Source organism: Pseudomonas argentinensis, from assembly GCF_001839655.2.
GTDB lineage: Bacteria > Pseudomonadota > Gammaproteobacteria > Pseudomonadales > Pseudomonadaceae > Aquipseudomonas > Aquipseudomonas argentinensis_B.
This window is the reverse complement of sequence record NZ_CP056087.1, coordinates 950,090-974,261: the sequence shown is the minus strand read 5'-3', so window position 1 is coordinate 974,261 and position 24,172 is coordinate 950,090. Positions and strand designations below refer to the sequence as shown.

The window sequence follows — 24,172 nt, the reverse complement described above, 5'->3', positions numbered from 1 at the left end:
GAATTGCGCATGCCCACCGCCGCCGATCGCCTCACCCGCCGCCCGCCCGCTCCCCTGCGCGACTACCTGCTGGCCGCCCTCGCCGCCGGGCTCGGTTGCCTGCTGGCCCTGGCCGTCTCGCGCTGGCTGGACCTGCCGAACATCTCCCTGGTGTTTCTCGCCGTGGTGCTGATGGTGGCGGTACGCAGCAGCGTCGGCCCCGCACTGCTGTGCGCCCTGCTGTCGTTCGCCGCCTACGGGTTCTGCTTCCTGCCGCCGGCCTGGTCGGTGGTGGTGCACCGCGAGCAGGACGTACTGACCCTGCTGTTCTTCCTGTTCATCGCCCTGCTGACCGGCAACCTCGCCGCCCGCCAGCGCCAGCAGTTCCGTGACCTGCAGGTGGCCCAGCGGCAGACCGAAAGTCTGCTGGGCTTCGCCGAGCGGCTGTCCAGCGCCCAGGACCAGGGCGACCTGCTAGCCGCCATGCTCAGCCAGTTGGACCTGCCAGCCGAGCGCCTGTGCCTGCTCAGCCGCGACGTTCAGGGCAACTGGCAGCAGGCCGATGGCAGCCGGCTGGCGCTCAGCGAGCTGGAGCGCATCAGCGCCGAACACGCCTGGCAGAGCCGTCACCCGCGCGGTTACGACAGCCACAGCCTGACCCATCCGCACTGGTGGTGGTGGCCATTGCTGGACAACGACCAGCCGCTGGCCCTGCTGGGCATGCGCACCGCCCAGGGCGACCCGCCGGCCGGCGAGCAGCGCCAGCTGATCGACGTGCTGCTGCCGCTGCTTGCCCATGCCCTGGCCCGTGTGCAACTGGTCGAGACCCTCGGCCATACGCGCCTGCAACATGAAACCGAGCGCCTGCGCAGCGCCCTGCTCGCCTCGGTGTCCCATGATCTGCGCACGCCGCTGACCGCCATGCGCGGCAATATCGAGACCCTGCAGCTATTCATCGACAGCCTGGACGCGGCGACTCGCGATGACCTGCTGCAAAGCACCGCCAGCGAAGCCTCGCGCCTGGACCGCTACATCCAGAACCTGCTGGACATGACCCGCCTGAGCCACGGCGGCCTGCACCTGGAGCGCGACTGGGTGGCCGCCAGCGACCTGCTCGCTGCTGCCTTGCAGCGCCTGCAACCAGTGCTGCAACACCTGCAGGTGCGCATGGATGTGCCCGCCGACCTGCCGCTGCTGTGGGTGCAGGGCGCGCTGATCGAACAGGCGCTGGTCAACGTGCTGGACAACGCCGCGCGCTTCTCGCCACCCGGCGGGGTGATCGACATCCGCCTGAGCCACGATGGCGAGACCTTCAGCTTCGCCATCGGCGACCAGGGCCCGGGCATTCCCGTCGGCGAACAGGCGCAGATCTTCGACCTCTTCTACACCACCGCCCGCGGCGATCGCGGCGGCCAGGGCACCGGCCTGGGCCTGGCGATCTGCCTGGGCATGCTCAACGCCCACGGCGGCACGGCACGGGTCGAGTCGGCGCCCGGCCAGGGCGCCACCCTGATCCTGCAGCTGCCCCTGCAACACCCTGACGAGAACCCGGCATGACTGAAACGCGCATCCTCCTGGTCGACGACGAAGCGGCGATCCGCAAATTCCTGCGCATCGGCCTGCAGGCCCAGGGCTATCAGGTAATGGAGGCCGATTGCGGCGAAGTGGCGCTGCGCCTGGCGGCCCTGGAGCAACCCGACCTGGTGGTGCTCGACCTCGGCCTGCCCGACCTGGACGGCCAGGAGGTGCTGACCCGCCTGCGCGAATGGTCGGCCGTGCCGGTGCTGGTGCTGTCGGTGCGCGCCCGTGAAAAGGACAAGGTGCAGGCCCTGGACAACGGCGCCAACGACTACGTCAGCAAGCCCTTCGGCGTCCAGGAGTTCCTCGCCCGCGTGCGCGCCCTGCTGCGCAGCCGCCCGGTCAGCGAGAAGCCTGCGGCGGCCTTGGCCAGCGGCCCGCTGCGGGTCGATTTCGCCTTTCGCCGAGTGACCCTGGACGACCAGGAAATCAGCCTGACCCGCAAGGAATACGCGGTGCTCGATGCCCTGGCCCGCCACCCCGGCATGGTCGTCACCCAGCAGCAACTGCTGCGCGACATCTGGGGCCCGACCCATATCGAGCACAGCCATTACCTGCGCATCGTCATCGCCCACCTGCGCCAGAAGCTCGGCGACGACCCGGCGGCGCCGCGGCTGATCGTCACCGAAGCGGGTGTCGGCTACCGGCTGATCGCCTGAAGGCCTGTTCATGATCTTTCAGCCCGGATTCGTCGATTTAGGCAGCTAAGTGGCGTGAGCGGGCGGTGATTGGAATACGCTTGTAGGAGTGGCTTTAGCCGGGGCTAAAGCCCGTCCTACGATTTACGCAAACGGTCGCTTTTGCCGTGTAGTTGCCGCTTTATACGCATAAAGATCGTGAACAGGCGCTGAGAAACCTGAACGCGCCGACAACTCCGCGCGCTCTGTTAGACTCGGGAAACACCCCTCGCCGGAGAACATGATGCCCAAGGTCGGAATGCAGCCGATCCGCCGCTCCCAGCTGATCGCGGCCACCCTGGAAGCCGTCGACCAGGTTGGCATGAGCGATGCCAGCATCGCCTATATCGCGCGGATTGCCGGCGTGTCGAACGGCATCATCAGCCACTACTTCCAGGACAAGAACGGTCTGCTCGAGGCGACCATGCGCCACCTCATGCAGGCGCTTCGCGAGGCGGTGCACGCGCGCTACCAGCTGTTGCGCGAAGACACCCCGCGGGCACGCCTGCGCGCCATCATCGACGGCAACTTCGATGACACCCAGGTCAGCGGCCCGGCCATGAAGACCTGGCTGGCGTTCTGGGCCAGCAGCATGCACCAGCCGGCCCTGCGTCGCCTGCAGCGGGTCAATGACCAGCGCCTGTATTCCAACCTCTGTGGCCAGTTCCGCCGCGCATTGCCGCAAGCACAAGCCCGCGCCGCCGCCCGTGGCCTGGCCGCACTGATCGACGGCCTGTGGCTGCGCGGCGCCCTGACCGGCGAGAACTTCGACACCCGCCAGGCCGCGCAGATCGCCTACGACTACCTGGATTTGCAGCTCGCCAAGGCAGAGTGAACCCGATCGTCTCTAAGACTCCCTGCAGCCCTACGGACTGACGCGTACGTGGGAGCGCGCCAGGCGCGCGAAATCGCGGGCATGGCCCGCTCCCACCGGGTTGATGAACCTCACTGTCGGCTGATGAGTTTCACCTAGGCGGCCGGCCTCATCCCACAAATCTCCGCCGCCCGACGGCTCATCTACAAACACCCGAAGCCCAGCGCCCATGGCGCATCCGGTGCGGTTCTGGTCGCCCCTGAGATGTTTATTGATTGAACGATCAATAAAAATAAAGTAGGCTGTTTTTTAACCAAATCGCCTGACATCCCTCATCACCTCGCTCAGTCGACCCATTCGCCAAGGCGCCCGAAGTGCGTCTTGCCCCGCTCAGGAGGACGCCCCATGGCCCGATTCGCAGACCAGCAGCTCTACATAGGTGGCCAGTACGTCGATGCCAGCAGCGGCGCGACCTTTCAAAGCATCAACCCGGCCAACGGCGAGATACTGGCCCACGTGCAGCGCGCCAGCCAGGACGACGTCGAGCGCGCCGTGGCCAGCGCCGAACAGGGCCAGAAGGTGTGGGCGGCGATGACCGCCATGCAGCGCTCGCGCATCCTGCGCAAAGCGGTGGATATCCTCCGTGCACGCAACGATGAGCTGGCCGAGCTGGAAACCCTCGATACCGGCAAGCCGCTGAGCGAAACCCGCTATGTGGATATCGTTACCGGCGCCGACGTACTGGAGTACTACGCCGGCCTGATTCCGGCCATCGAGGGCGAGCAGATCCCGCTGCGCGACACCAGCTTCGTCTACACCCGCCGCGAGCCGCTGGGCGTGGTCGCCGGTATCGGCGCCTGGAACTACCCGATCCAGATCGCCCTGTGGAAATCCGCTCCGGCCCTGGCCGCTGGCAACGCGATGATCTTCAAGCCCAGCGAAGTCACCTCGCTGACCGCTCTGAAGCTGGCCGAGATCTACACCGAGGCCGGCGTGCCGGGTGGCGTGTTCAACGTGCTGACCGGCCTGGGCAGCGAGGTCGGCCAGTGGCTGACCGAGCACCCGCGCATCGAAAAGATTTCCTTCACCGGCGGCACCCTGACCGGCAAGAAGGTCATGGCCAGCGCTTCCAGCTCGTCGCTCAAGGAAGTGACCATGGAGCTGGGCGGCAAGTCGCCGCTGATCATCTGCGAAGACGCCGACCTGGATCGCGCCGCGGACATCGCCATGATGGCCAACTTCTACAGCACCGGGCAGGTGTGCACCAACGGCACCCGGGTGTTCGTGCCCCGTGCCCTGCAGGCGCGCTTCGAGAGCAAGATCGTCGAGCGGGTCAAACGCATTCGCCTGGGCAACCCCCAGGACGACACCACCAACTTCGGCCCGCTGGTCAGCTTCGCCCACATGGAGCGCGTGCTCGGCTACATCGAGCAGGGCCGCCAGCAGGGCGCGCGCCTGCTGATCGGTGGCGAGCGCGTCACCGACGGCGACTACGCCAATGGCGCCTACGTGGCGCCGACCGTATTCACCGACTGCCGGGACGACATGACCATCACCCGCGAGGAAATCTTCGGCCCGGTGATGAGCATCCTCGTCTACGACAGCGAAGACGAGGTGATCCGCCGCGCCAACGATACCTCCTACGGCCTGGCCGCCGGCATCGTCACCCGCGACCTGAACCGCGCCCACCGGGTTATCCACAAGCTGGAAGCCGGTATCTGCTGGATCAACACCTGGGGCGAGTCGGCGGCCGAGATGCCGGTCGGCGGCTACAAGCAGTCCGGCGTCGGCCGCGAGAACGGCCTGACCACCCTGGCCCATTACACGCGCATCAAGTCCGTACAGGTCGAGCTGGGCGACTACGCCTCGGTGTTCTGACGAAAACAGCCACAAGCCGCAAGCCACAAGCTGCAAGAAAATCCAAAGCAGCATCTGCTTCTACTTGCAGCTTGAAGCTTGCCGCTCTCACCCGGAGGGTGCTGCTCTTATGGAATTCGATTACATCATCATTGGCGCCGGCTCGGCCGGTAACGTGCTGGCGACCCGCCTGAGCGAAGATGGGGATGTCAGCGTACTGCTGCTCGAAGCCGGTGGCCCCGACTACCGCCTCGATTTTCGCACCCAGATGCCCGCCGCCCTGGCCTTTCCCCTGCAGGGCCGCCGCTACAATTGGGCCTACGAAACCGACCCGGAGCCGCACATGGGCAACCGCCGCATGGAATGCGGGCGCGGCAAGGGCCTGGGCGGTTCGTCGCTGATCAACGGCATGTGCTATATCCGCGGCAACGCCCTGGACTTCGACAACTGGGCCAAGCAGCCCGGCCTGGAAGACTGGAGCTACCTGGATTGCCTGCCGTACTTCCGCAAGGCGGAAAGCCGCGACAGCGGCGCCAACGACTACCACGGCGACAGCGGCCCGGTCAGCGTGACCACGCCCAAGGCCGGCAACAACCCGCTGTTCCACGCCATGGTCGAAGCCGGCGTGCAGGCCGGCTACCCGCGTACCGATGACCTCAACGGTTACCAGCAGGAAGGCTTCGGTCCGATGGACCGCACCGTAACGCCCGAAGGCCGTCGTGCCAGCACCGCCCGCGGCTACCTGGACCAGGCCCGCGAGCGGCCGAACCTGACCATCGTCACCCACGCCACCACCGACCGCATCCTGTTCGAGGGCAAGCGCGCCACGGGTGTCGCCTACCTGGTCGGCAATGCCAACCAGGCGACCCTTGCCCAGGCCCGCCGTGAAGTGCTGCTGTGCGCCGGCGCCATCGCCTCGCCGCAGATCCTGCAGCGCTCCGGCGTCGGCCCCCGCGAGTTGCTGCGCAGCCTGGACATCGACCTGGTGCACGAGTTGCCGGGCGTCGGCGAGAACCTGCAGGACCACCTGGAAATGTACCTGCAGTACGCCTGCACCCAGCCGGTGTCGCTGTACCCGGCGCTCAAGCTGCTCAACCAGCCCGGCATCGGTGCCAAGTGGCTGTTCGCAGGCGACGGCATCGGCGCCAGCAACCAGTTCGAGGCCGGCGGCTTCATCCGCTCGCGCCCGGAATTCGAGTGGCCGAACCTGCAGTTCCACTTCCTGCCGGTGGCGATCAACTACAACGGCAGCAATGCGGTGAACGAGCATGGCTTCCAGGCCCACGTCGGCTCGATGCGCTCGCCGAGCCGTGGCCGCGTACAGCTGAAGTCCCGGGACCCGCGCCAGCACCCGAGTATCCTGTTCAATTACATGAGCAGTGATCGGGACTGGCAGGAGTTCCGCGACGCCATCCGCATCACCCGCGAGATCATGGCGCAGCCGGCCCTCGACCCGTACCGAGGTCGCGAGATCAGCCCCGGCGCCCACGTGCAGACCGACGAGGAGCTGGACGCCTTTATCCGCGAGCATGCGGAAACCGCCTTTCACCCCTCCTGCTCCTGCAAGATGGGTTCGGACGACATGGCGGTGGTCGATGGCCAGGGCCGCGTGCACGGCCTCGAAGGGCTGCGCGTGGTGGATGCGTCGATCATGCCGGAGATCATCACCGGCAACCTCAACGCCACCACCATCATGATCGCCGAGAAGATCGCCGACCGTATCCGCGCTCGTGAAGCGCTGCCGCGCAGTACCGCACCCTACCATGTGGCCAACGGCGCGCCGGTACGCGGCGCCCCACGACGGGTGGTCGAGGACATGCGCTCGGCCTCGTGAACGAGCTGACACACCCGCGCCTGATCGTGGCGCGGGTCAGGCCGAGTGAAAGCTACTGCGCTCGGCCATGCCGCGTGGAAACCCGGCTCGGATGCGAGTCCAATCAAAATGCTCATTTACAACCCGTAAACTCCGCTTTTTCGCCGGGTTTTGCCTCGCCTGACCTTCGCTCGCTACGTTTTCACACGCCCTGAGGTGTGTCGCTTTGTTGCGACATTCGTCGCCAAGGTGGGTCACACTGTTCCAACCACTGCTGATAACCGCTCGCCATGACCCTGCTCGATGCCCGCACCGCCCGCCTGCTACCCTGGATCGTCGCTATCGCGTTCTTCATGCAGACGCTGGACGGCACCATCCTCAACACTGCCCTGCCGAGCATGGCGGCGGACCTGGCCGAAGACCCGCTGCGCATGCAGTCGGTGGTGATCGCCTACATGCTCACCGTGGCGCTGCTGATTCCCGCCTCCGGCTGGCTGGCCGACCGCTTCGGCACGCGGCACATTTTCTTTGGTGCCATCGCCCTGTTCAGCCTCGGCTCGCTGCTGTGCGCGGTGTCCCAGTCGCTGAACATGCTGGTGCTGGCCCGGATCATCCAGGGCCTGGGCGGCGCGCTGATGATGCCGGTGGGGCGCCTGGTGGTACTGCGCGCCTACCCGCGTACCGAGCTGGTGCGCATCATGAGCTTCATCACCCTGCCCGGCCTGCTCGGCCCGCTGATCGGCCCAACCCTGGGCGGCTGGTTGGTGGAATATGCCAGCTGGCACTGGATCTTTCTGCTCAACCTGCCGGTCGGCGCCCTGGGCTGTTGGGCCGCCTACCGTTTCATGCCGGAGCTGCGCGGTAGCGAGCGTACCCGTTTTGATCTGCTCGGCTTCCTGCTGTTCGGCGCCAGCATGCTGCTGATCACCATGGCCCTCGAAGGCCTCGGCGAGCTGCACCTGCCGCACATGCGCGTGGTGCTCCTGTTGCTCGCCGGCCTGGCGTGCCTGGCCGCCTACTGGCTGCGCGCCGGGCGCACCGCCAACGCGCTGTTCCCGCCGGGGCTGTTCAACACCCGCAGCTTCGCGGTGGGCATCTTCGGCAATATCTTCGCGCGTCTGGGCACCGGTGCACTGCCGTTCCTCACGCCGCTGCTGCTGCAACTGGGCATGGGCTATTCGCCGGCCCATGCGGGCATGAGCATGATTCCCCTGGCGCTCGCCGCCATGGCCATGAAGCCCTTGGCCAAACCCTTGATCGACCGCCTCGGCTACCAGCGCATCCTGACCTTCAATACCGTGCTGCTGGGGCTGCTGATCACCAGCATGGCGCTGGTCGACGGCCAGACCTCGCACCTGCAGCTGGCCATCCAGCTGAGCCTGATCGGCGCCTTCAACTCGCTGCAGTTCACCGCCATGAACACCGTGACCCTGATCGACCTGCCCGACAGCGAGGCGAGCAGCGGCAATGGCCTGCTGTCGGTGGTGGTGCAGCTGTCGATCAGCATGGGCATCGCCACGGGCGCCGCCCTGCTCAGCGGCTTCAGCCTGGACAAGGGGGATGCGGTCGATGGTGTGCTCAGTGCCTTCCAGGCCACCTACCTGTGCATCGGCCTGCTGACGATCCTGGCGGCGGGCATCTTCCTGCAGCTGTCGGCTGAAGACGGGCGCAGTGCCAGACGGGTGAAGGTCGACGTCGACGAATGACGAGCAGTCGGCAGGCCGTGGCAGCGCGCCTGCTACACTAGCGCTCTTTTCGACGCTCTTCAGGCCCGCACCGTGACCGCCACCGCTTTTTCCTCCCTTGCCCTGTCCCCCGCCATGCTGGCGAACCTCGAGTCCCTCGGTTACGCGCAGATGACGCCAATCCAGGCGCAGAGCCTGCCGGTGATGCTCAAGGGCATGGACCTGATCGCCCAGGCCAAGACCGGCAGCGGCAAGACCGCGGCCTTCGGCATCGGCCTGCTGGCGCCGCTCAACCCGCGCTATTTCGGCTGCCAGGCGCTGGTGCTGTGCCCGACCCGCGAGCTAGCCGATCAGGTCGCCAAGGAGTTGCGCCGCCTGGCCCGTGGCGAAGACAACATCAAGATCCTCACCCTGTGCGGCGGCGTGCCCATGGGCCCGCAGATCGGCTCCCTGGAGCACGGTGCGCAGATCATCGTCGGCACCCCGGGGCGCGTGCAGCAGCACCTGGCCAAGGGCACGCTGAAGCTGGACGGCCTCAATACCCTGGTGCTCGACGAAGCCGACCGCATGCTCGACATGGGCTTCTACGACAGCATCGCCGAGATCATCGGCCAGACCCCGGAGCGCCGCCAGACCCTGCTGTTCTCGGCCACCTACCCGGCGGGTATCAAGCAACTGTCGGCGACCTTCATGCGCAACCCGCAGCAGGTCAGGGTCGAGGCGCTGCACGACGACAGCCAGATCGAGCAGCGTTTCTACGAGATCGCCCCCGAACAGCGCCTGCAGGCGGTGGTCGACGTGCTGGCCTGCTTCCGCCCGCAATCGACGGTGGCGTTCTGCTTTACCAAGCAGCAGTGTCAGGAGGTGGTCGACCAACTGGGCGCCGCCGGTATCTCGGCCGCGGCCCTGCACGGCGACCTGGAGCAGCGCGACCGTGATCAGGTACTGGCGATGTTCGCCAACCGCAGCCTGTCGGTGCTGGTGGCTACCGACGTGGCCGCCCGCGGCCTGGATATCGACGGCCTGGACATGGTGATCAACGTCGAACTGGCCCGTGACGCGGAAATCCATATCCACCGCGTGGGCCGCACCGGCCGCGCCGGCGAGAAAGGCATGGCCGTCAGCCTGGTGGCGCCGCCCGAAGCCCACCGCGCCCAGGCCATCGAGGCCCTGCAGAACGCCCCGTTGACCTGGCACCCGCTGAGCAGCCTCAAGCCACGGGCCGGCGAGCCATTGCAACCGCCGATGATCACCCTGTGCATTAGTGCCGGGCGCAAGGACAAGCTGCGCCCTGGCGACATCCTCGGCGCCCTCACTGGCGAAGCGGGCATTCCCGGCGCCCAGGTCGGCAAGATCGCCATCTTCGACTTCCAGGCCTATGTGGCCGTGGAGCGCGGCATCGCCAAGCAGGCACTCAAGCGCCTCAGCGAAGGCAAGATAAAAGGTCGCTCGCTGCGCGTGCGCACCCTCTAGAATCAACCTGACGGACAAGCGGGCATAGCAGGCCGTTGGAACACGTAGGCGAGGCAGGCAAGACAAGGCAGAAACGGGCGGAAAAGCGCAGCTCACATGTTGTAAATGAGCATTTTGTGGCTGTTTTTAACGCAGTATTGCCAAGGCAGGTAGTTTTTCAACGGCCTGACAGGGGGGTTCGTGCGCAATATCCTGATCATCGAAGACAGCCCGCTGGTGCTCAAGATCCTCGACCACCTGTTCCGTCAGGAGCCGAATCTGCAGCCGGTGTTCTGCGCCTCCCTCGGCGAGGCCGAAGTGATGCTGGAAGCCTCGGCGGGCCTGTTCTTCGCCGCCATCGTCGACCTGCACCTGCCCGACGCGCCGGATGGCGAGAGCGTCGACCTGGTGATGCGCTACGCCCTGCCCTGCATCGTGCTCAGCGGCTCGTACAACGAGAAGCGCCGCGACGACCTGCTGCTCAAGGGCGTGGTCGACTACGTGCTCAAGGAAAGCCAGCACTCCTACGAATACGCCTTCCGCCTGTTGCACCGCCTGGAGAGCAACAGCCAGGTGAAGATCCTGGTCGCCGAGGACTCCGAGGCCACCCGCAACTTCATTCGCCACGTCCTGGCGCCGCATCGCTACCAGATCATCGACGCCCGCGACGGCAAAGAAGCCCTGGGCATTCTCAAGGAACAGCCGGATATCGACCTGCTGGTGGTCGACCACAGCATGCCGGGCATCAGTGGTTTCGAGCTGGTCAAGCTGCTGCGCCAGAAGATGAAGCGCAACGACCTGGTGATTCTCGGCCTGTCCGCCGATACCAAGGGCTCGCTGAGCGCCATGTTCATCAAGCACGGCGCCGATGACTTTCTACGCAAGCCGTTCTGCCCCGAAGAGCTGACCTGCCGGGTGATGTTCACCCTGGAACGCCGCGACATGCTGCGTGCCCTGAAGAAGGCCGCGCAGTACGACGCCCTGACCGGCCTGAACAACCGCCGGGCCTTCTACGAGCAGGGGCTGAAGCAGTTCCAGCAGGCGCAGCGCGATGGCCAGGCCCTGAGCGTGGCGATGCTCGACATGGACTTGTTCAAGCAGATCAACGACGAACACGGCCACGCCGCCGGCGACGCTGCGCTGATCGCCTTCAGTAAGGCCTTCGGCGCCGCCTTTCCGGACGCGCTGCTCGGCCGCCTGGGCGGCGAGGAGTTCGCCATGGTCAGCCCGCAACCCGCCGAGCAACTGGGCCAGGCCCTCGACCTGCTGCGCGCGCACTGCAGGCAGCTGAAATACGCCGTGGGCGCCCCGCCGCTATCATTCAGCGCGGGTATCTACCACGGTCCGCCGGAGGATCTGGAAAGCCTGCTGCACCTGGCTGATCAGCAGCTCTACCAGGCCAAGCACCAGGGTCGCGGACGCACCCATTGGCAGTGAGCGATCACTGCAGACCGTAGCGCGCCATGATCGCTGCATAACTGCCATCGGCCTGCATGGCGGCGATGGCGGCATCGAAACGGCGGGCGATCTCGGCATGCTCGCCATGTGAGAGGCGAATGAGAATGTGCAGGCCATTCTCGCTCAATGGCATGGGCAGCAATTCCAGATCGCCGGCAATCGCCTTCAGTGAGTTGCTGAACAGGAAGCGGGCGACGTACTCATCTTCCAGCGCCAGGCTCACTCGGCCGCGGTGCACCATGCGCGCGGCATTCTCGAAACTGCTGACATCGACCGTCCGCAGCTGGTCGTCGGCCATGAAGGCCTGCGAATAGGCATAGCCGCGGCGTATCGCGATGTGGTGGGCATGCAGATCGGTAAGCTGGTTGAAAACGATGCCTGCCCCCTTGCGCTGCACCACGCGTATGCGGTTGACCAGATAGGGCGCGGAGAAGTACCCGAACGCCTCCCGCTCCCTGCTGTACCAGGCGGTGATCAACACGTCGTAATCGCCGCGCTGCAGCCCCAGCACGGCGCGCTGCCAGGGCAGCTCACGGTAGTCGCTGGTATAGCCGGCACGGCTTAAGGCGGTGCTCACCAGTTCCACCGCCACACCGTTGCCCGCCATGCGCTGATCGGTGAACGGCGGCCAGCTGTCGGCGACCAGACGCAGGTGCTCCGCCCACCCGGCCCAAGGCAACAGCAGCAGCGACAGCAACCAGACGCGCCAGGTTTTCAATGGTGGCAGACCTTGCAGATGGACGGGAACAGGATCACGGCGAGGCGTGACCATACGGCTGATAGACAAGATAGCGGCAAAACGCCAGTGCGGCTCGCTGTTGGCATTTTTTCGCTAGACCTGAACGACGCATCCGGGGTTCGGAAAAGCTGCAGGCGCGTACCGAGCGGAGCGGACACGCGGCCCCCCTATGCCCACAGCGCCACCATGCCTTCAGGTAAACTGCGCCGTTTCGCGTCGGCCCAGCCATGCCCGGCGCCCCCGTATGAGGAACATGCCGTGCTTTCACCCCAGGTTGTCATCATCGGTGCCGGCGCCGCCGGGCTGATGTGCGCGATGAGCGCCGCTGCCCGCGGGCGCCGCGTGCTGCTGCTCGACCACGCCAACAAGGCCGGCAAGAAGATTCTGATGTCCGGTGGCGGGCGCTGCAACTTCACCAACATGTACTGTGAGCCCGGCAACTTCCTCTCCCACAACCCGCACTTCTGCAAGTCGGCGCTGGCGCGCTTCACCCAGTGGGATTTCATCGCCCTGGTCGCCAAGCACGGCGTGCCCTACCACGAGAAAAAGCTTGGCCAGCTGTTTTGCGACAACAAGTCCAGCGACATCCTCGCCATGCTGCTGGACGAATGCGAGCAAGCCGGCGTCGACCTGCGCCTGGATACTTCGGTGAGCGCCATCGAACGCGTAGACGAGCGTTATCGCCTGGCCACCAGCCTCGGCGCCGTCGCCTGTGAGTCCCTGGTGATCGCCACCGGTGGGCTGTCGATTCCGACCTTGGGCGCCAGCGGCTTCGGCTACCAGATCGCCCGTCAGTTCGGCCATGAACTGCTGCCGACCCGCGCCGGCTTGGTGCCCTTCACGGTGACCGACCCGCAGTTGAAAACCCTGTGCAGCGAACTGTCGGGCACCTCGGTGGAGGACTGCCGGGTCAGTTGCAACGGCCAGAGCTTCGTGGAGAACATCCTGTTCACCCATCGCGGCCTTAGCGGCCCGGCGATCCTGCAGATTTCCTCGTATTGGCAGCCCGGTGACACGCTGAGCATCGACCTGCTGCCGCATATCGACCTGCCCGAGTGGCTGCAGAGGCAGCAGCGCGAGCGGCCCAACAGCGAGCTGAAGACCCTGCTCGGCGAGCTGTTCACCAAGAAAATGGCCGGCCTGCTGGCCGAGCAGTGGTTCGCCTCCAAGCCGATGAAGCAATACACGCCGGCCGAGCTGAAGGCAATTGCCGAGCGCCTGGCAAACTGGCAGCTGGTACCCGCCGGCACCGAGGGCTACCGCACGGCGGAAGTGACCCTGGGCGGGGTCGATACCCGCGAGGTGTCGTCCAAGACCATGGAGTCGCTGAAGTCCCCCGGCCTGTATTTCGTTGGCGAGGTGCTGGACGTCACCGGCCACCTGGGCGGCTTCAACTTCCAGTGGGCCTGGGCCTCGGGCTACGCCGCGGGGCAATATGTATGACACCCGCGAGCCCATAAAAAAACGCGCCCTGAGGCGCGTTTTTTCGGGTCGGCGGAAGGTTAAATCGCCGGTTCCGTGCGGGCTTCGCCGGCGTAGGAGACCGCTGCGGTGAACAGTACGTCGGTGTGGGAATTCAGCGCGGTCTCGAAGGAGTCCTGCACCACTCCGATGACGAAGCCGATGGCTACTACCTGCATGGCGATTTCTGTATCGACGCCAAACAGGCTGGTGGCCATTGGAATCAGCAGCAGTGAACCGCCGGCCACGCCGGAAACGCCCGCTGCGGCCAGGGACGCCACCACGCAGAGCAGCAGCGCAGTTGGCAAATCGACATTGATGCCCAGCGTATGGGTGGTCGCCAGCGCCATGACGGAAACGGTGATCGCCGCACCCGCCATATTGATGGTCGCACCCAGCGGAATGGTGATCGAGTAGGTGTCCTTGTCCAGCTTGAGCTTCTCGCACAGGCGCAGGTTGACCGGGATGTTGGCGGCCGAGCTGCGGGTGAAGAAGGCCGTTACCGCGCTCTCGCGCAGCACGGTGAACAGCAGCGGATAGGGGTTGCGGCGCATGCGAATGAACGCCAGCAACGGGTTCACCACCAGCGCCACCACCAGCATGCAGCCGACCATCACCAACAGCAGCCGCGCGTACCCATACAGCGCCTCGAAGCCCGAGGCCGCCAGGGTGCTCGCCACCAGGCCGAAGATACCGATGGGCGCCTGCTCGATAACGAAACGCACGATCCGGGTGAAGGCATCGGACAGATCGCTCAGCAGCACCCGGGTAGTCGGCGCGGCATGGCGCAGAAACAGGCCCAGGCCGATCGCCCAGGCGAGGATGGCGATGTAGTTGGAGGTGCTCAGCGCCTGTACCGGGCTCACGAAGATGCTGATCAGCAGGTTGTGCAGCACGTCGATGATGCTGCCGGGCGGGTCACCGGCCGCCGAACTGATGTCCAGCGACAGCGTGGTGGGAAACAGAAAGCTGGCACACACGGCCAGCGCCGCGGCGCTGAAGGTGCTGATCAGGTACATCAGCAGCACCGGGCGAACGTGGGTGGGCTGGCCGCTCTGGTGGGCCGCCAGCGACGAGGTGACCAGCACCAGCACCAGCACTGGCGCGACCGCCTTCAGAGCGAGCACGAAGAGTTCGCCGAGCAGGCCAACCTTGAGTGCGGCGTCCGGGGCGAAATAGGCGAGCAGAATGCCCAGTACCAGACCGATGAAGATGCGCAGCACCAGACTGGTGTTCGAGTAGGCGGAAGCAATGCGTTTTAATGTATTCATGTTGTAGACGCTGTCCAGATTCTAGGCTTGGTGGCCTTGGGGGACAGGTCAGCAGGGGCATGTGCCATGCCAACCGGGCAGGTCACCCCAAGACAGCCGGTAATTATAAGGGAGGAAGCAGGGGTCAGCGCCAGTCAGGTAGTGCGAGTGGTCATGGGGACAAGTCACGATTGTTATTGTTATGGAGCGGGTAAAACCGGATGCGAGCCCCGAAAGGTGCGCATCCGGCCGCTAGTGAGGCACTGAATTCAGCACTCGATGATGTTCACGGCCAGGCCGCCGCGGGCGGTTTCCTTGTATTTGGTCAGCATGTCGGCGCCGGTCTCGCGCATGGTCTTGATCACCTTGTCCAGGCTCACGTAGTGCGCGCCGTCGCCGTAAAGCGCCATGCGCGCCGCGTTGATGGCCTTCACCGAGGCGATGGCGTTGCGCTCGATGCAGGGGATTTGCACCAGGCCACCGACCGGGTCACAGGTCAGGCCCAGGTGGTGCTCCATGCCGATCTCGGCGGCGTTCTCGACCTGCTCCGGGGTGCCGCCCAGCACTGCGCACAAGGCACCGGCGGCCATCGAGCAGGCCACGCCAACCTCGCCCTGGCAGCCCACCTCGGCACCGCTGATCGAGGCGTTTTCCTTGTACAGGATGCCGATGGCGCCAGCGGTGAGCAGGAAATCGATGATGCCGCGCTCGTTGGCGCCAGAAATGGCATTGGCGTAGTAATGCAGCACCGCGGGGATGATCCCGGCGGCGCCGTTGGTGGGCGCGGTGACCACCCGGCCACCGGCAGCGTTTTCTTCGTTCACCGCCAGGGCCCAGAGGTTGACCCAGTCGAGCATGCGCAGCGGGTCTTCGGTGTAGCTGCGCTGGAAGCCGCCCAGCTTACGCGCCAGGATCGCTGCGCGACGGCGCACCTTGAAGCCGCCGGGCAGAATGCCCTCGGTACGGCAACCGCGCTCGACGCAGCCCTGCATCACCTTCCAGATCGCCAACAGGCCCTTGTCGATTTCCTCGTCGGTACGCCAGTGGCGTTCGTTGCGACGCATGATCTCGGCAATGCCCACGCCGTATTCGCGGCTCAGGCGCAGCAGATCGGCACCGGTGCGAAACGGCAACGGCAGCGCGGTCGCGTCCGGGGCGATCACCTTGTGCTTGGAACCATCGGCGAGCACCGCCTCGCTGACCACGAAACCGCCACCCACCGAGTAGTAAGTGGCCTCGTGCAGCTGAATGCCGGCGGCATCGAAAGCCGCGAAACGCAGGCCGTTGGCGTGCAACGGCAGCGCCTTGCGGATCATCTTCAGGTCGGTCTTTTCGTTGAAAGGCACCGCGTGCCCGCCCGGCAGCACGATACGCTTGTCGGTGCGAATGGCGTCGATATAGCCGGCAACCTGCTCTACATCCACGGTATCCGGCTCATGGCCGCTGAGCCCCAGCAGTACCGCCTTGTCGCTGCCGTGCCCCTTGCCGGTGGCGCCCAGCGAGCCGTACAGCTCGGCGACCACGCGCACCACGCCCGCCATGTGCCCCTGGTTCTCCAGGGCATGGGTGAACAGGGCGGCCGCACGCATCGGGCCAACGGTGTGGGAACTCGATGGGCCAATGCCCACTTTGAACAGGTCGAATACGCTGACGGCCATGGCGATATTTTTCTTCTGTAAGGTTGGGACGGGGTGCACGGTCAGGCACCGTCGGTGAGAAAAATCTAAAAGCCGAATTACGTTATGTATACTGATTTATTCTTACTGTATTGATTAGCATATCTTACCTATCGAGCCTTCAGCATGGATCTGATTCGCCTGCGCACCCTGCGCGAACTGGCCCGCTGCGGCACCATGGCGGCGACCGCCGAGTTCCTGCACCTGACCCCCTCCGCGGTGTCCCAGCAGGTCGCGCAACTGGAGCGCGAGGCCGATGTGGCATTGATCGAGCGGCGTGGGCGTGGCGTGGCACTGACGCCGGCGGGCACCCGGCTGGTGGCCCATGTGGAACGGATTCTGGTGATTCTCGACGAGGCACGCTCGGAGCTGGCGCAGATGCGCAGCGAGATCGCCGGTGAGCTGCGCGTCGCGGCGTTCCCGTCGATCGCCGTGGCGCTGGTCGCGCCCATCGTGCACAACCTGCGCCAGGCCTACCCGCGCCTGGAGGTGGTGGTCGCCGACCTGGAGCCCCAGGAAAGCCTCAGTGCGCTGAGCGCCTGGCAGATCGACGTGGCGGTGGTCGATGACCTGGCCGGCGCCAGCAAGGCGCGCCAGGAGCACTACGAACTGATTCCGCTGACCGAGGACCGCCTGCACGTGCTGCTGCCCGTCACGCATCCACTGGCTTCGCGCGTCACGCTGACCATCGCCGACCTGCAGGACGAAGCCTGGGCACTGGATTCCACCAACAGCTCGTTCGGCGAATTCATCACCAACCTGTGCCGCCGCTCGGGCTTCACGCCACGTATCAATGCCCACTGCGCGGGCTTCGAGATGGTCGCGGCGATGGTCGCCTCGGGCAATTCGATTTCGGTGGTTTCGGGCCTGCGTCTGCTGCGGCCCGTAGAAGGCGTCACCGCCGTGCGCCTGGCCCCGGCCATCCAGCGCAAGATCTTCCTCGCCTACCGCAAGGGCGAGCGCAAGCACCCGGCCGTCACGGTGTTTCTCGACGAGGCGGTACGCACGGCGGGCGTGCTGGAGGGCTACCAGCGAGAAGACCCCGAAAGCGGATCAGGCCTGGCCTGACCCGTCGGCATCAGAAGCGGAAGACCTCGGCGTCGATGCGAATCGGTTCGGCCACCGGCATCTTCGGTGGCTCCTGCCGTGCGGCCGGCACCGGCGCCTTGCGCCGCGGTTCCTCGGCGGCGATCGGCGTGTTGGCATGGCTCTTCACCGCGGCGGCCAATTGCTCGACCAACTGCTGCACCACGGCGCTCTGGGCGCGGACCTGATCGGCGACCGGCCCCTTGTGCTTCTCTTCCAGGTGCACCAGGCGGGTGTCGAGCAACTGTCCGTCACGGCCAACCAGGCGCCACTGGCCTTCGAGCACGGCCGGCTGGCGCGGGCCGGAATCCAGGCGGGAGATGGACAGCAGCACCTGCACCTGGGCCTTGTAGTTGGGATTGTCCGAGGCCAGCACCAGGCGCTGGCTGTTGATTCGGTTGGACAGCTGGCGCAGCACCTGGCGATCCAGGTCGGTGGCCAGGCTGCCGGCCCAGCGCGAGGTCAGGGCGGGGCTCAGGCTGCCGTCATCCTGGCGTTGCAGCAGGGTTTCGCGCTGCAGGTAATCGGCCACGGTGATCGGGCCCAGCAATACGCTCATGCCATCCTTGTCCGCGGTCTTGCTGGCCGTCGGGCCACCGTCGAGCTGGTAGAGGGATACGGGCATCAGGTGCGAGCAACCGGTCAGCATCAGCAGACCGGCGAAAAGCAGGGTGAGAGGAAGCCGCTTAGCAATCATCAAATGTCTTCCGGCTGGCAACAGGGCCAGCGATCGTGGCTACAGGTGAAAAAGCCAATAACAAAAAATAGATAAATCACCGCGCCGGCCAATAGCCAGCGGGGAACTGATAATCCCTGTGCATATGCAAGGCGTCTGCCACCCGACGCACGACCATAACGATGGCAAATGGCTCACCATTCGGCGAGCACATGAGGGGCGGTATCATCCGATAAACCGCCCGTTAACTCCAGCCCCAGGCCATTGGCCAGCCGCCCTACTCGACCAGCAGGGCATCCACGCGCTGGAAGCCACGCGGCAATTTGTTGCCGCGGCGGCCGCGCTCGCCCTTGTAGTGTTCGAGGTCATCGGCCTTCAGGGACAGAGTACGCTTGCCAGCCTGCAACACAAGGGTGGCGCCCGCCGGCAGTACGGCCAGGTCGGTGAGGTACTCCTCGCGGCTGGCCACGCGATCACCGGGAATGCCGATGATCTTGTTACCCTTGCCCTTGCCCAGCTGCGGCAGGTCGGCGACCTTGAACAGCAGCAGGCGGCCTTCGGTGGTCACCGCGGCCAGCCAGTCTTCCTCGCGGTTGGCGAGGGGCCGCGGGGCCACCACGCGCGCGCCATTGGGCAGGCTGAGCAGTGCCTTGCCGGCCTTGTTCTTGGCCTGCAGGTCCTCGCCCTTGACCACGAAGCCGTAGCCGGCATCGGAGGCGATCACGTACAGCGCCTCATCATCGGGCAGCAGTACGCACTCGAAGGAGGCACCCGGCGGTGGCGTCAGACGACCGGTCAGCGGCTCGCCCTGGCCGCGCGCCGAGGGCAGGCTGTGAGCGGCCAGCGAATAGCTGCGCCCGGTGGAGTCGATAAATACCGCGTACTGGTTGGAGCGCCCGGGTGCGGCGGCCTTGAAGCCGTCGCCGGCCTTGTAGGACAGGCCCGTGGCATCGATGTCGTGACCCTTGGCGCAGCGCACCCAGCCTTTCTCGGAAATCACCACAGTCACCGGTTCGGTGGGCATCAGCTCGGTTTCCGACAGCGCGCGGGCCTCGGCACGGGCGACGATCGGCGAACGGCGATCGTCGCCGTATTTTTCGGCATCTTCGAGGATTTCCTTGCGCACCAGCTTCTTCAGCTTGGCCTCGCTGCCCAGCAGGGCCAGCAGCTTGTCGCGTTCCTTGAGCAGTTCGTCCTGCTCGCTGCGCAGCTTCATCTCCTCCAGACGCGCCAGCTGACGCAGGCGGGTGTCGAGGATGTAGTCGGCCTGGATCTCGCTCAGCGCGAAGCGCTCGATCAGACGCGCCTTCGGATGCTCCTCAGTGCGGATGATGTGGATCACTTCGTCGAGGTTGAGGAAGGCGACCAGCAGGCCTTCCAACAGGTGCAGGCGCTTCTCGACCTTGTCCAGGCGGAACTGCAGGCGGCGGCGCACGGTACCGACCCGGTACTCCAGCCACTCGCGCAGCATCTGGCGCAGGTTCTTGACCTGGGGTTTACCGTCCAGGCCGATGACGTTGGTGTTGACCCGGTAGCTGGACTCCAGATCGGTGGTGGCGAACAGGTGGGTCATTAGCTCGTCGGCATCGACACGGTTGGAGCGCGGGATGATGACGATGCGGCACGGGTTCTCGTGGTCCGACTCGTCGCGCAGGTCGGCGACCATCGGCAGCTTCTTGGCCTGCATCTGGCTGGCGATCTGTTCCAGCACCTTGGAGCCGGACACCTGGTGCGGCAACGCGGTGACCACGATGTCGCCGTCCTCGACGCTGTACACGGCGCGCATGCGCACCGAGCCGCGGCCGGTTTCGTAGATCTTCAGCAGGTCGGCTCGCGGGGTGATGACTTCCGCCTCGGTCGGGTAATCCGGGCCCTGCACGTGCTCGCACAGCTGCTCGACCGTGGCATTGGGCTCGTCGATCAGGCGCACGCAGGCGGCGGCGACTTCGCGCAGGTTGTGCGGCGGCACGTCGGTGGCCATGCCCACGGCGATGCCGGTGGTGCCATTCAACAAGAGGTTGGGAAGCCGCGCCGGCAGGGTCGCCGGCTCGTTCAGGGTGCCGTCGAAGTTCGGCACCCAGTCCACGGTGCCCTGGCCCAGCTCGCCCAGCAGCACTTCGGAATAGCGCGACAGGCGCGCCTCGGTGTAACGCATGGCGGCGAACGACTTGGGATCGTCAGGTGCACCCCAGTTGCCCTGGCCGTCGACCAGGGTGTAGCGGTAGCTGAACGGCTGCGCCATCAGCACCATGGCCTCGTAGCAGGCGCTGTCGCCGTGGGGATGGAACTTGCCGAGCACGTCGCCGACGGTACGCGCCGACTTCTTGTGCTTGGCGTCGGCGTCCAGGCCCAGCTCGCTCATCGCATAGACGATGCGCCGTTGCACGGGCTTGAGGCCGTCGCCGATATGCGGCAGCGCGCGGTCCATGATCACGTACATGGAGTAGTTGAGATAAGCCTGCTCGGTGAAATCGGCAAGGGAACGGCGTTCGACGCCGTCCAGGCTCAGATCGAGGGTTTCGCTCATGCGTGCCTCATTGCAAGGTTGATTGGCGCAGCATCAGGGTGCCGTCGCGCTGACTGAATTCAAGGTGTTTCAAGGCGCTCATGCCCAGCAGGATTTCGTCGCCATCCATGCCCGGAGCGATGAGTGCGGACACGTCATGCAGGACGATATCGCCGAGCTGCAAGCGCTCCAGGCGCGTGCGGTGCGCCGTGGCGATGCCGTTGGCGGTGCGGATCTGCACCGGCGCGCCGGCCTGCAGGCCCAGGTCGCGGGCGACCTGGCTGGGGATGGCGACCTGGGTGGCGCCGGTGTCGAGCAGAAAGCTCACCGCCTCGCCATTGATCCGCCCGTCGACCCGATAATGCCCGCCGGGACTGCTGGCCAGGCGCACTTCGACGTAATCATCACCATGTACCGATTGCGGCTGGCGATTGGGATGCTGCTTGGCATCCTCCCAGTTACCGAAAAAATGCGTGGCCAGCAGCAGGCCGGCGCCCCAGGCGAGCACCAGCATCACCCGGCCGGCACGGCGGCCTGCGGGCTGCTCGCTCACTGCGCAGCCCCCCAGCCGCCGCTTGGCGCGGCGAAGCGCCAGACCAGCGGGCGCTGCTCGCCATCGCCACGGGCGTGGCCACCGTTGTCGAGGCCGATCCAGGCGCCTTCGGCGTCCATCGACAGGGCCTCGGCAACGCCGTAGTGCATGGGATAGCGGCGCTCATCGGTCAGCGCTTCGGCCGCGAACGACCAACACCGCTCGACCTCGCCGCTGGCTGGCGTGCGCCGGCAGATGCGATGGGCCTGACGTTCCAGGGTGTAGAGCTTTTCCTCGAAGAAGGCCAGGTCGGAGAAGTCCACCGGTGCAGACCGGCCGCCCAGCGCCTCGGGTGAGGCCTCCTCGCCGCCCTCGTTGAGCAGCACGCACCCCCCCTCGCAGCGCCAGGTTGAACCGCGGTTGTGGAGCACCACCAACCCGCGCCGCTCCTTTTCCGCTGCCAACCACAGGCGTTCGCCGGCCGGATCGACGGCGATGCCCTCGAACAGCGAATTGAAATGCAGCAGCATGCCGCTGGCCCGCGCCTGGCGCACCATGCCTTCGGGCAGGTTCAGCCACTGCGCATCGGCGGCCGGCGGCACCTGCAGCACCGCCGCGCGGGTTTCGCTGACCAAATAGCGGTTGCCCTTGGCATCGCAGGAAATGCCTTCGAAATCCAGATGGCCACCGCGCACCAGCCCGGAGACCCACGAGCGCATGCGCAGCCCCCAGGGCAACGGCATGTCCGGTGCCGGCGGCGCCACGAAACGCTCGGCCTCGGCCTGCCAGACGCTGGCCGACGAATCGAGGCGATACAGGCGATCATCCTCGCGGTCGGACACTGCCCACAGCGCGTCACCGCACCAGGCCAGGCCAGACAGGTTGCCAGCCTCCATGCCGGCTACCGGGTGTTCGCTGGCCAGCTTGAGTTCTTCGAGCGGCGTGTCGGCCAACACCGGCGTCACGGCTGCGAACAGCACGGCGCCGAACAGCTGGCGCATCAGAGCAGCACCTCGGCCAGGTTGCCTTTGGACTCCAGCCAGGATTTACGGTCGCCGGCGCGCTTCTTGGCCAGCAACATGTCCATCACCTCGCGGGTACCCTCGAAATCCTCGAGGGTCAGTTGCACCAGGCGCCGGGTGTTGGGATCCATGGTGGTTTCGCGCAGCTGCGGCGGGTTCATCTCACCCAGGCCCTTGAAGCGGGTGACCTGGGGCTTGCCGCGCTTCTTCTCGGCGACCAGGCGATCGAGAATGCCGTCGCGTTCGGCCTCGTCGAGGGCGTAGTAGATGTCCTTGCCCAGGTCGATGCGGTACAGCGGCGGCATGGCCACATAGACATGGCCGGCGTCGACCAGCGGCCGGAAGTGGCGCACGAACAGCGCGCAGAGCAGCGTGGCGATATGCAGGCCGTCGGAGTCGGCATCGGCGAGGATGCAGATCTTGCCGTAGCGCAGCTGCGCCAGGTCACTGGAGCCGGGGTCGATGCCGATGGCCACGGCAATGTCGTGTACCTCCTGGCTGGCCAGCACCTCGCCGCCGTCCACTTCCCAGGTGTTGAGGATCTTGCCGCGCAGCGGCATGATCGCCTGGAATTCCTTGTCCCGCGCCTGCTTGGCGCTGCCGCCGGCTGAGTCACCCTCGACCAGGAACAGCTCGCAGCGCAGCGGGTTCTGGCCCGCGCAGTCGGCCAGCTTGCCGGGCAGCGCCGGGCCCTGGGTGATCTTCTTGCGCTCGACCTTCTTGCCCGCCTTGAGGCGGCGGCTGGCATTGCTGATCGCCAGCTCGGCGAGCTGTTGGCCGAACTTCGGGTGGGCGTTGAGCCACAGGCTGAAGGCATCCTTGACCACCCCGGAGACGAAGGCCGAGGCCTCACGGGACGACAGGCGCTCCTTGGTCTGCCCGGAAAACTGGGCGTCCTGCATCTTCATCGACAGCACGAAAGCGATGCGCTCCCAGACGTCCTCGGGCGCCAGCTTGACGCCGCGCGGCAGCAGGTTACGGAATTCGCAGAACTCGCGCATGGCGTCAAGCAGGCCCTGGCGCAGGCCGTTGACGTGGGTGCCGCCCTGGGCGGTGGGGATCAGGTTGACGTAGCTTTCCTGCACCGCATCGCCGCCTTCGGGCAGCCACAGCAATGCCCAGTCCACGGCTTCCTTGTTGCCGGCCAGGCTGCCGCAGAACGGCTCATTGGGCAGGCGCTCGAACTCGCTGACCGCATCGACCAGGTAGGAGCGCAGGCCGTCTTCGTACAGCCACTCGACCTTCTCGTTGCTGGCCTTGTCATGGAAGCTCGCTGCCAGGCCCGGGCACAGCACGGCCTTGGCCTTGAGCACGTGCTTGAGGCGGCTGACCGAGAACTTGTGGGAATCGAAATACTTGGCGTCCGGCCAGAAATGCACGCTGGTACCGGTGTTGCGCTTGCCCACGGTGCCGATCACTTCCAGGTCGCTGGCCTTGAAGCCGTCGGCGAAGGCCATGGAATACTCGCTGCCGTCGCGCTTGACGCGCACTTGCACGCGGGTCGACAAGGCGTTGACCACCGAGATACCGACGCCGTGCAGGCCGCCGGAAAACTGGTAGTTCTTGTTGCTGAACTTGCCGCCGGCGTGCAGTTTGGTAAGGATCAGCTCGACGCCGGGCACACCTTCTTCGGGGTGAATATCCACCGGCATACCGCGACCGTCGTCGATCACTTCCAGGGAATTGTCCTCGTGGAGGATTACCTGGATGGACTTCGCGTGGCCAGCCAGGGCCTCGTCGACACTGTTGTCGATGACTTCCTGGGCCAGGTGGTTGGGGCGCGTGGTGTCGGTGTACATCCCCGGGCGCTTGCGCACCGGGTCGAGGCCGGAAAGAACTTCGATGGCATCGGCGTTGTAGGCGTTTTGCTGGGCCATGGGTCTGTGCAATGCTCTGATTGATCGGGGATTG

18 protein-coding genes are annotated in these 24,172 nt (G+C 65.8%); 10 read left to right on the top strand and 8 right to left on the bottom strand.

Annotated features, from left to right (window positions below; translation table 11 throughout):
• The first annotated feature begins 9 nt into the window (after positions 1 to 9).
• The 8 genes from SA190iCDA_RS04440 (at position 10) to SA190iCDA_RS04405 (ending at position 11,292) form a co-directional block, all read left to right on the top strand.
• Positions 10 to 1,536: an ATP-binding protein gene (locus SA190iCDA_RS04440; protein ID WP_070885183.1), complete on the top strand. Its 1,527-nt coding sequence runs from the start codon at positions 10 to 12 to the stop codon at positions 1,534 to 1,536.
• Entirely contained in the window at positions 1,533 to 2,216 is a 684-nt protein-coding gene (locus SA190iCDA_RS04435) for a response regulator (RefSeq protein ID WP_070885182.1), read from the top strand. The genes SA190iCDA_RS04440 and SA190iCDA_RS04435 overlap by 4 nt, the downstream gene beginning before the upstream one ends.
• 262 nt (positions 2,217 to 2,478) lie before the next feature.
• A complete protein-coding gene (gene betI / locus SA190iCDA_RS04430; protein ID WP_070885181.1) occupies positions 2,479 to 3,069 on the top strand; it encodes a transcriptional regulator BetI in 591 nt (196 codons plus the stop codon).
• A gap of 384 nt (positions 3,070 to 3,453) precedes the next feature.
• Positions 3,454 to 4,926 carry a betaine-aldehyde dehydrogenase gene (gene betB, locus SA190iCDA_RS04425; protein ID WP_070885180.1) on the top strand — a complete coding sequence of 491 codons (1,473 nt, stop codon included), beginning with the start codon at positions 3,454 to 3,456 and terminating at the stop codon, positions 4,924 to 4,926.
• A gap of 109 nt (positions 4,927 to 5,035) precedes the next feature.
• On the top strand, positions 5,036 to 6,739 hold the full coding sequence (gene betA / locus SA190iCDA_RS04420) for a choline dehydrogenase (protein ID WP_070885179.1): 1,704 nt from the start codon (positions 5,036 to 5,038) through the stop codon (positions 6,737 to 6,739).
• Positions 6,740 to 7,008: 269 nt separating this feature from the next.
• On the top strand, positions 7,009 to 8,424 hold the full coding sequence (mdtD, locus tag SA190iCDA_RS04415; RefSeq protein WP_070885178.1) for a multidrug transporter subunit MdtD: 1,416 nt from the start codon (positions 7,009 to 7,011) through the stop codon (positions 8,422 to 8,424).
• A 72-nt stretch (positions 8,425 to 8,496) separates the two neighbouring features.
• Positions 8,497 to 9,876 (top strand): ATP-dependent RNA helicase DbpA, encoded by a 1,380-nt coding sequence (dbpA, locus tag SA190iCDA_RS04410; protein WP_070885177.1) that lies wholly within the window; start codon positions 8,497 to 8,499, stop codon positions 9,874 to 9,876.
• 180 nt (positions 9,877 to 10,056) lie between these two features.
• Positions 10,057 to 11,292: a diguanylate cyclase domain-containing protein gene (locus SA190iCDA_RS04405; protein WP_070885176.1), complete on the top strand. Its 1,236-nt coding sequence runs from the start codon at positions 10,057 to 10,059 to the stop codon at positions 11,290 to 11,292.
• A gap of 4 nt (positions 11,293 to 11,296) precedes the next feature.
• Here the strand turns inward: SA190iCDA_RS04405 and SA190iCDA_RS04400 are convergent, their stop codons facing one another.
• Positions 11,297 to 12,031, bottom strand: coding sequence for a substrate-binding periplasmic protein (locus SA190iCDA_RS04400; RefSeq protein WP_070885175.1), 735 nt, complete (start codon positions 12,029 to 12,031; stop codon positions 11,297 to 11,299).
• Positions 12,032 to 12,358: 327 nt separating this feature from the next.
• Here SA190iCDA_RS04400 and SA190iCDA_RS04395 point away from each other — a divergent pair, with 327 nt between their 5' ends.
• On the top strand, positions 12,359 to 13,495 hold the full coding sequence (locus SA190iCDA_RS04395) for an NAD(P)/FAD-dependent oxidoreductase (RefSeq protein ID WP_419203883.1): 1,137 nt from the start codon (positions 12,359 to 12,361) through the stop codon (positions 13,493 to 13,495).
• A 59-nt stretch (positions 13,496 to 13,554) separates the two neighbouring features.
• On the opposite strand, the gene sstT is transcribed toward SA190iCDA_RS04395, so the two are convergent.
• On the bottom strand, positions 13,555 to 14,784 hold the full coding sequence (sstT, locus tag SA190iCDA_RS04390) for a serine/threonine transporter SstT (protein ID WP_070885173.1): 1,230 nt from the start codon (positions 14,782 to 14,784) through the stop codon (positions 13,555 to 13,557).
• A 248-nt stretch (positions 14,785 to 15,032) separates the two neighbouring features.
• Positions 15,033 to 16,421 (bottom strand): L-serine ammonia-lyase, encoded by a 1,389-nt coding sequence (locus SA190iCDA_RS04385; RefSeq protein ID WP_070885172.1) that lies wholly within the window; start codon positions 16,419 to 16,421, stop codon positions 15,033 to 15,035.
• 144 nt (positions 16,422 to 16,565) lie between these two features.
• Between SA190iCDA_RS04385 and SA190iCDA_RS04380 the strand changes: the two genes are divergently transcribed.
• Positions 16,566 to 17,507, top strand: a complete 942-nt coding sequence (locus SA190iCDA_RS04380) for a LysR family transcriptional regulator (RefSeq protein ID WP_070885171.1) — start codon at positions 16,566 to 16,568, stop codon at positions 17,505 to 17,507.
• A gap of 10 nt (positions 17,508 to 17,517) precedes the next feature.
• On the opposite strand, the gene SA190iCDA_RS04375 is transcribed toward SA190iCDA_RS04380, so the two are convergent.
• From SA190iCDA_RS04375 to parE, 5 genes are all read right to left on the bottom strand, one after another.
• Entirely contained in the window at positions 17,518 to 18,222 is a 705-nt protein-coding gene (locus SA190iCDA_RS04375; RefSeq protein ID WP_170833926.1) for a PqiC family protein, read from the bottom strand.
• 256 nt (positions 18,223 to 18,478) lie between these two features.
• Positions 18,479 to 20,728: a DNA topoisomerase IV subunit A gene (parC, locus tag SA190iCDA_RS04370; RefSeq protein ID WP_070885169.1), complete on the bottom strand. Its 2,250-nt coding sequence runs from the start codon at positions 20,726 to 20,728 to the stop codon at positions 18,479 to 18,481.
• 7 nt (positions 20,729 to 20,735) lie between these two features.
• Positions 20,736 to 21,260 carry a retropepsin-like aspartic protease family protein gene (locus SA190iCDA_RS04365; RefSeq protein WP_070885168.1) on the bottom strand — a complete coding sequence of 175 codons (525 nt, stop codon included), beginning with the start codon at positions 21,258 to 21,260 and terminating at the stop codon, positions 20,736 to 20,738.
• Entirely contained in the window at positions 21,257 to 22,240 is a 984-nt protein-coding gene (locus SA190iCDA_RS04360) for an esterase-like activity of phytase family protein (protein WP_070885167.1), read from the bottom strand. The genes SA190iCDA_RS04365 and SA190iCDA_RS04360 overlap by 4 nt, the downstream gene beginning before the upstream one ends.
• Positions 22,240 to 24,138, bottom strand: a complete 1,899-nt coding sequence (gene parE, locus SA190iCDA_RS04355; protein ID WP_070885166.1) for a DNA topoisomerase IV subunit B — start codon at positions 24,136 to 24,138, stop codon at positions 22,240 to 22,242. Before parE ends, SA190iCDA_RS04360 begins: the two co-directional genes overlap by 1 nt.
• Positions 24,139 to 24,172 lie beyond the last annotated feature (34 nt).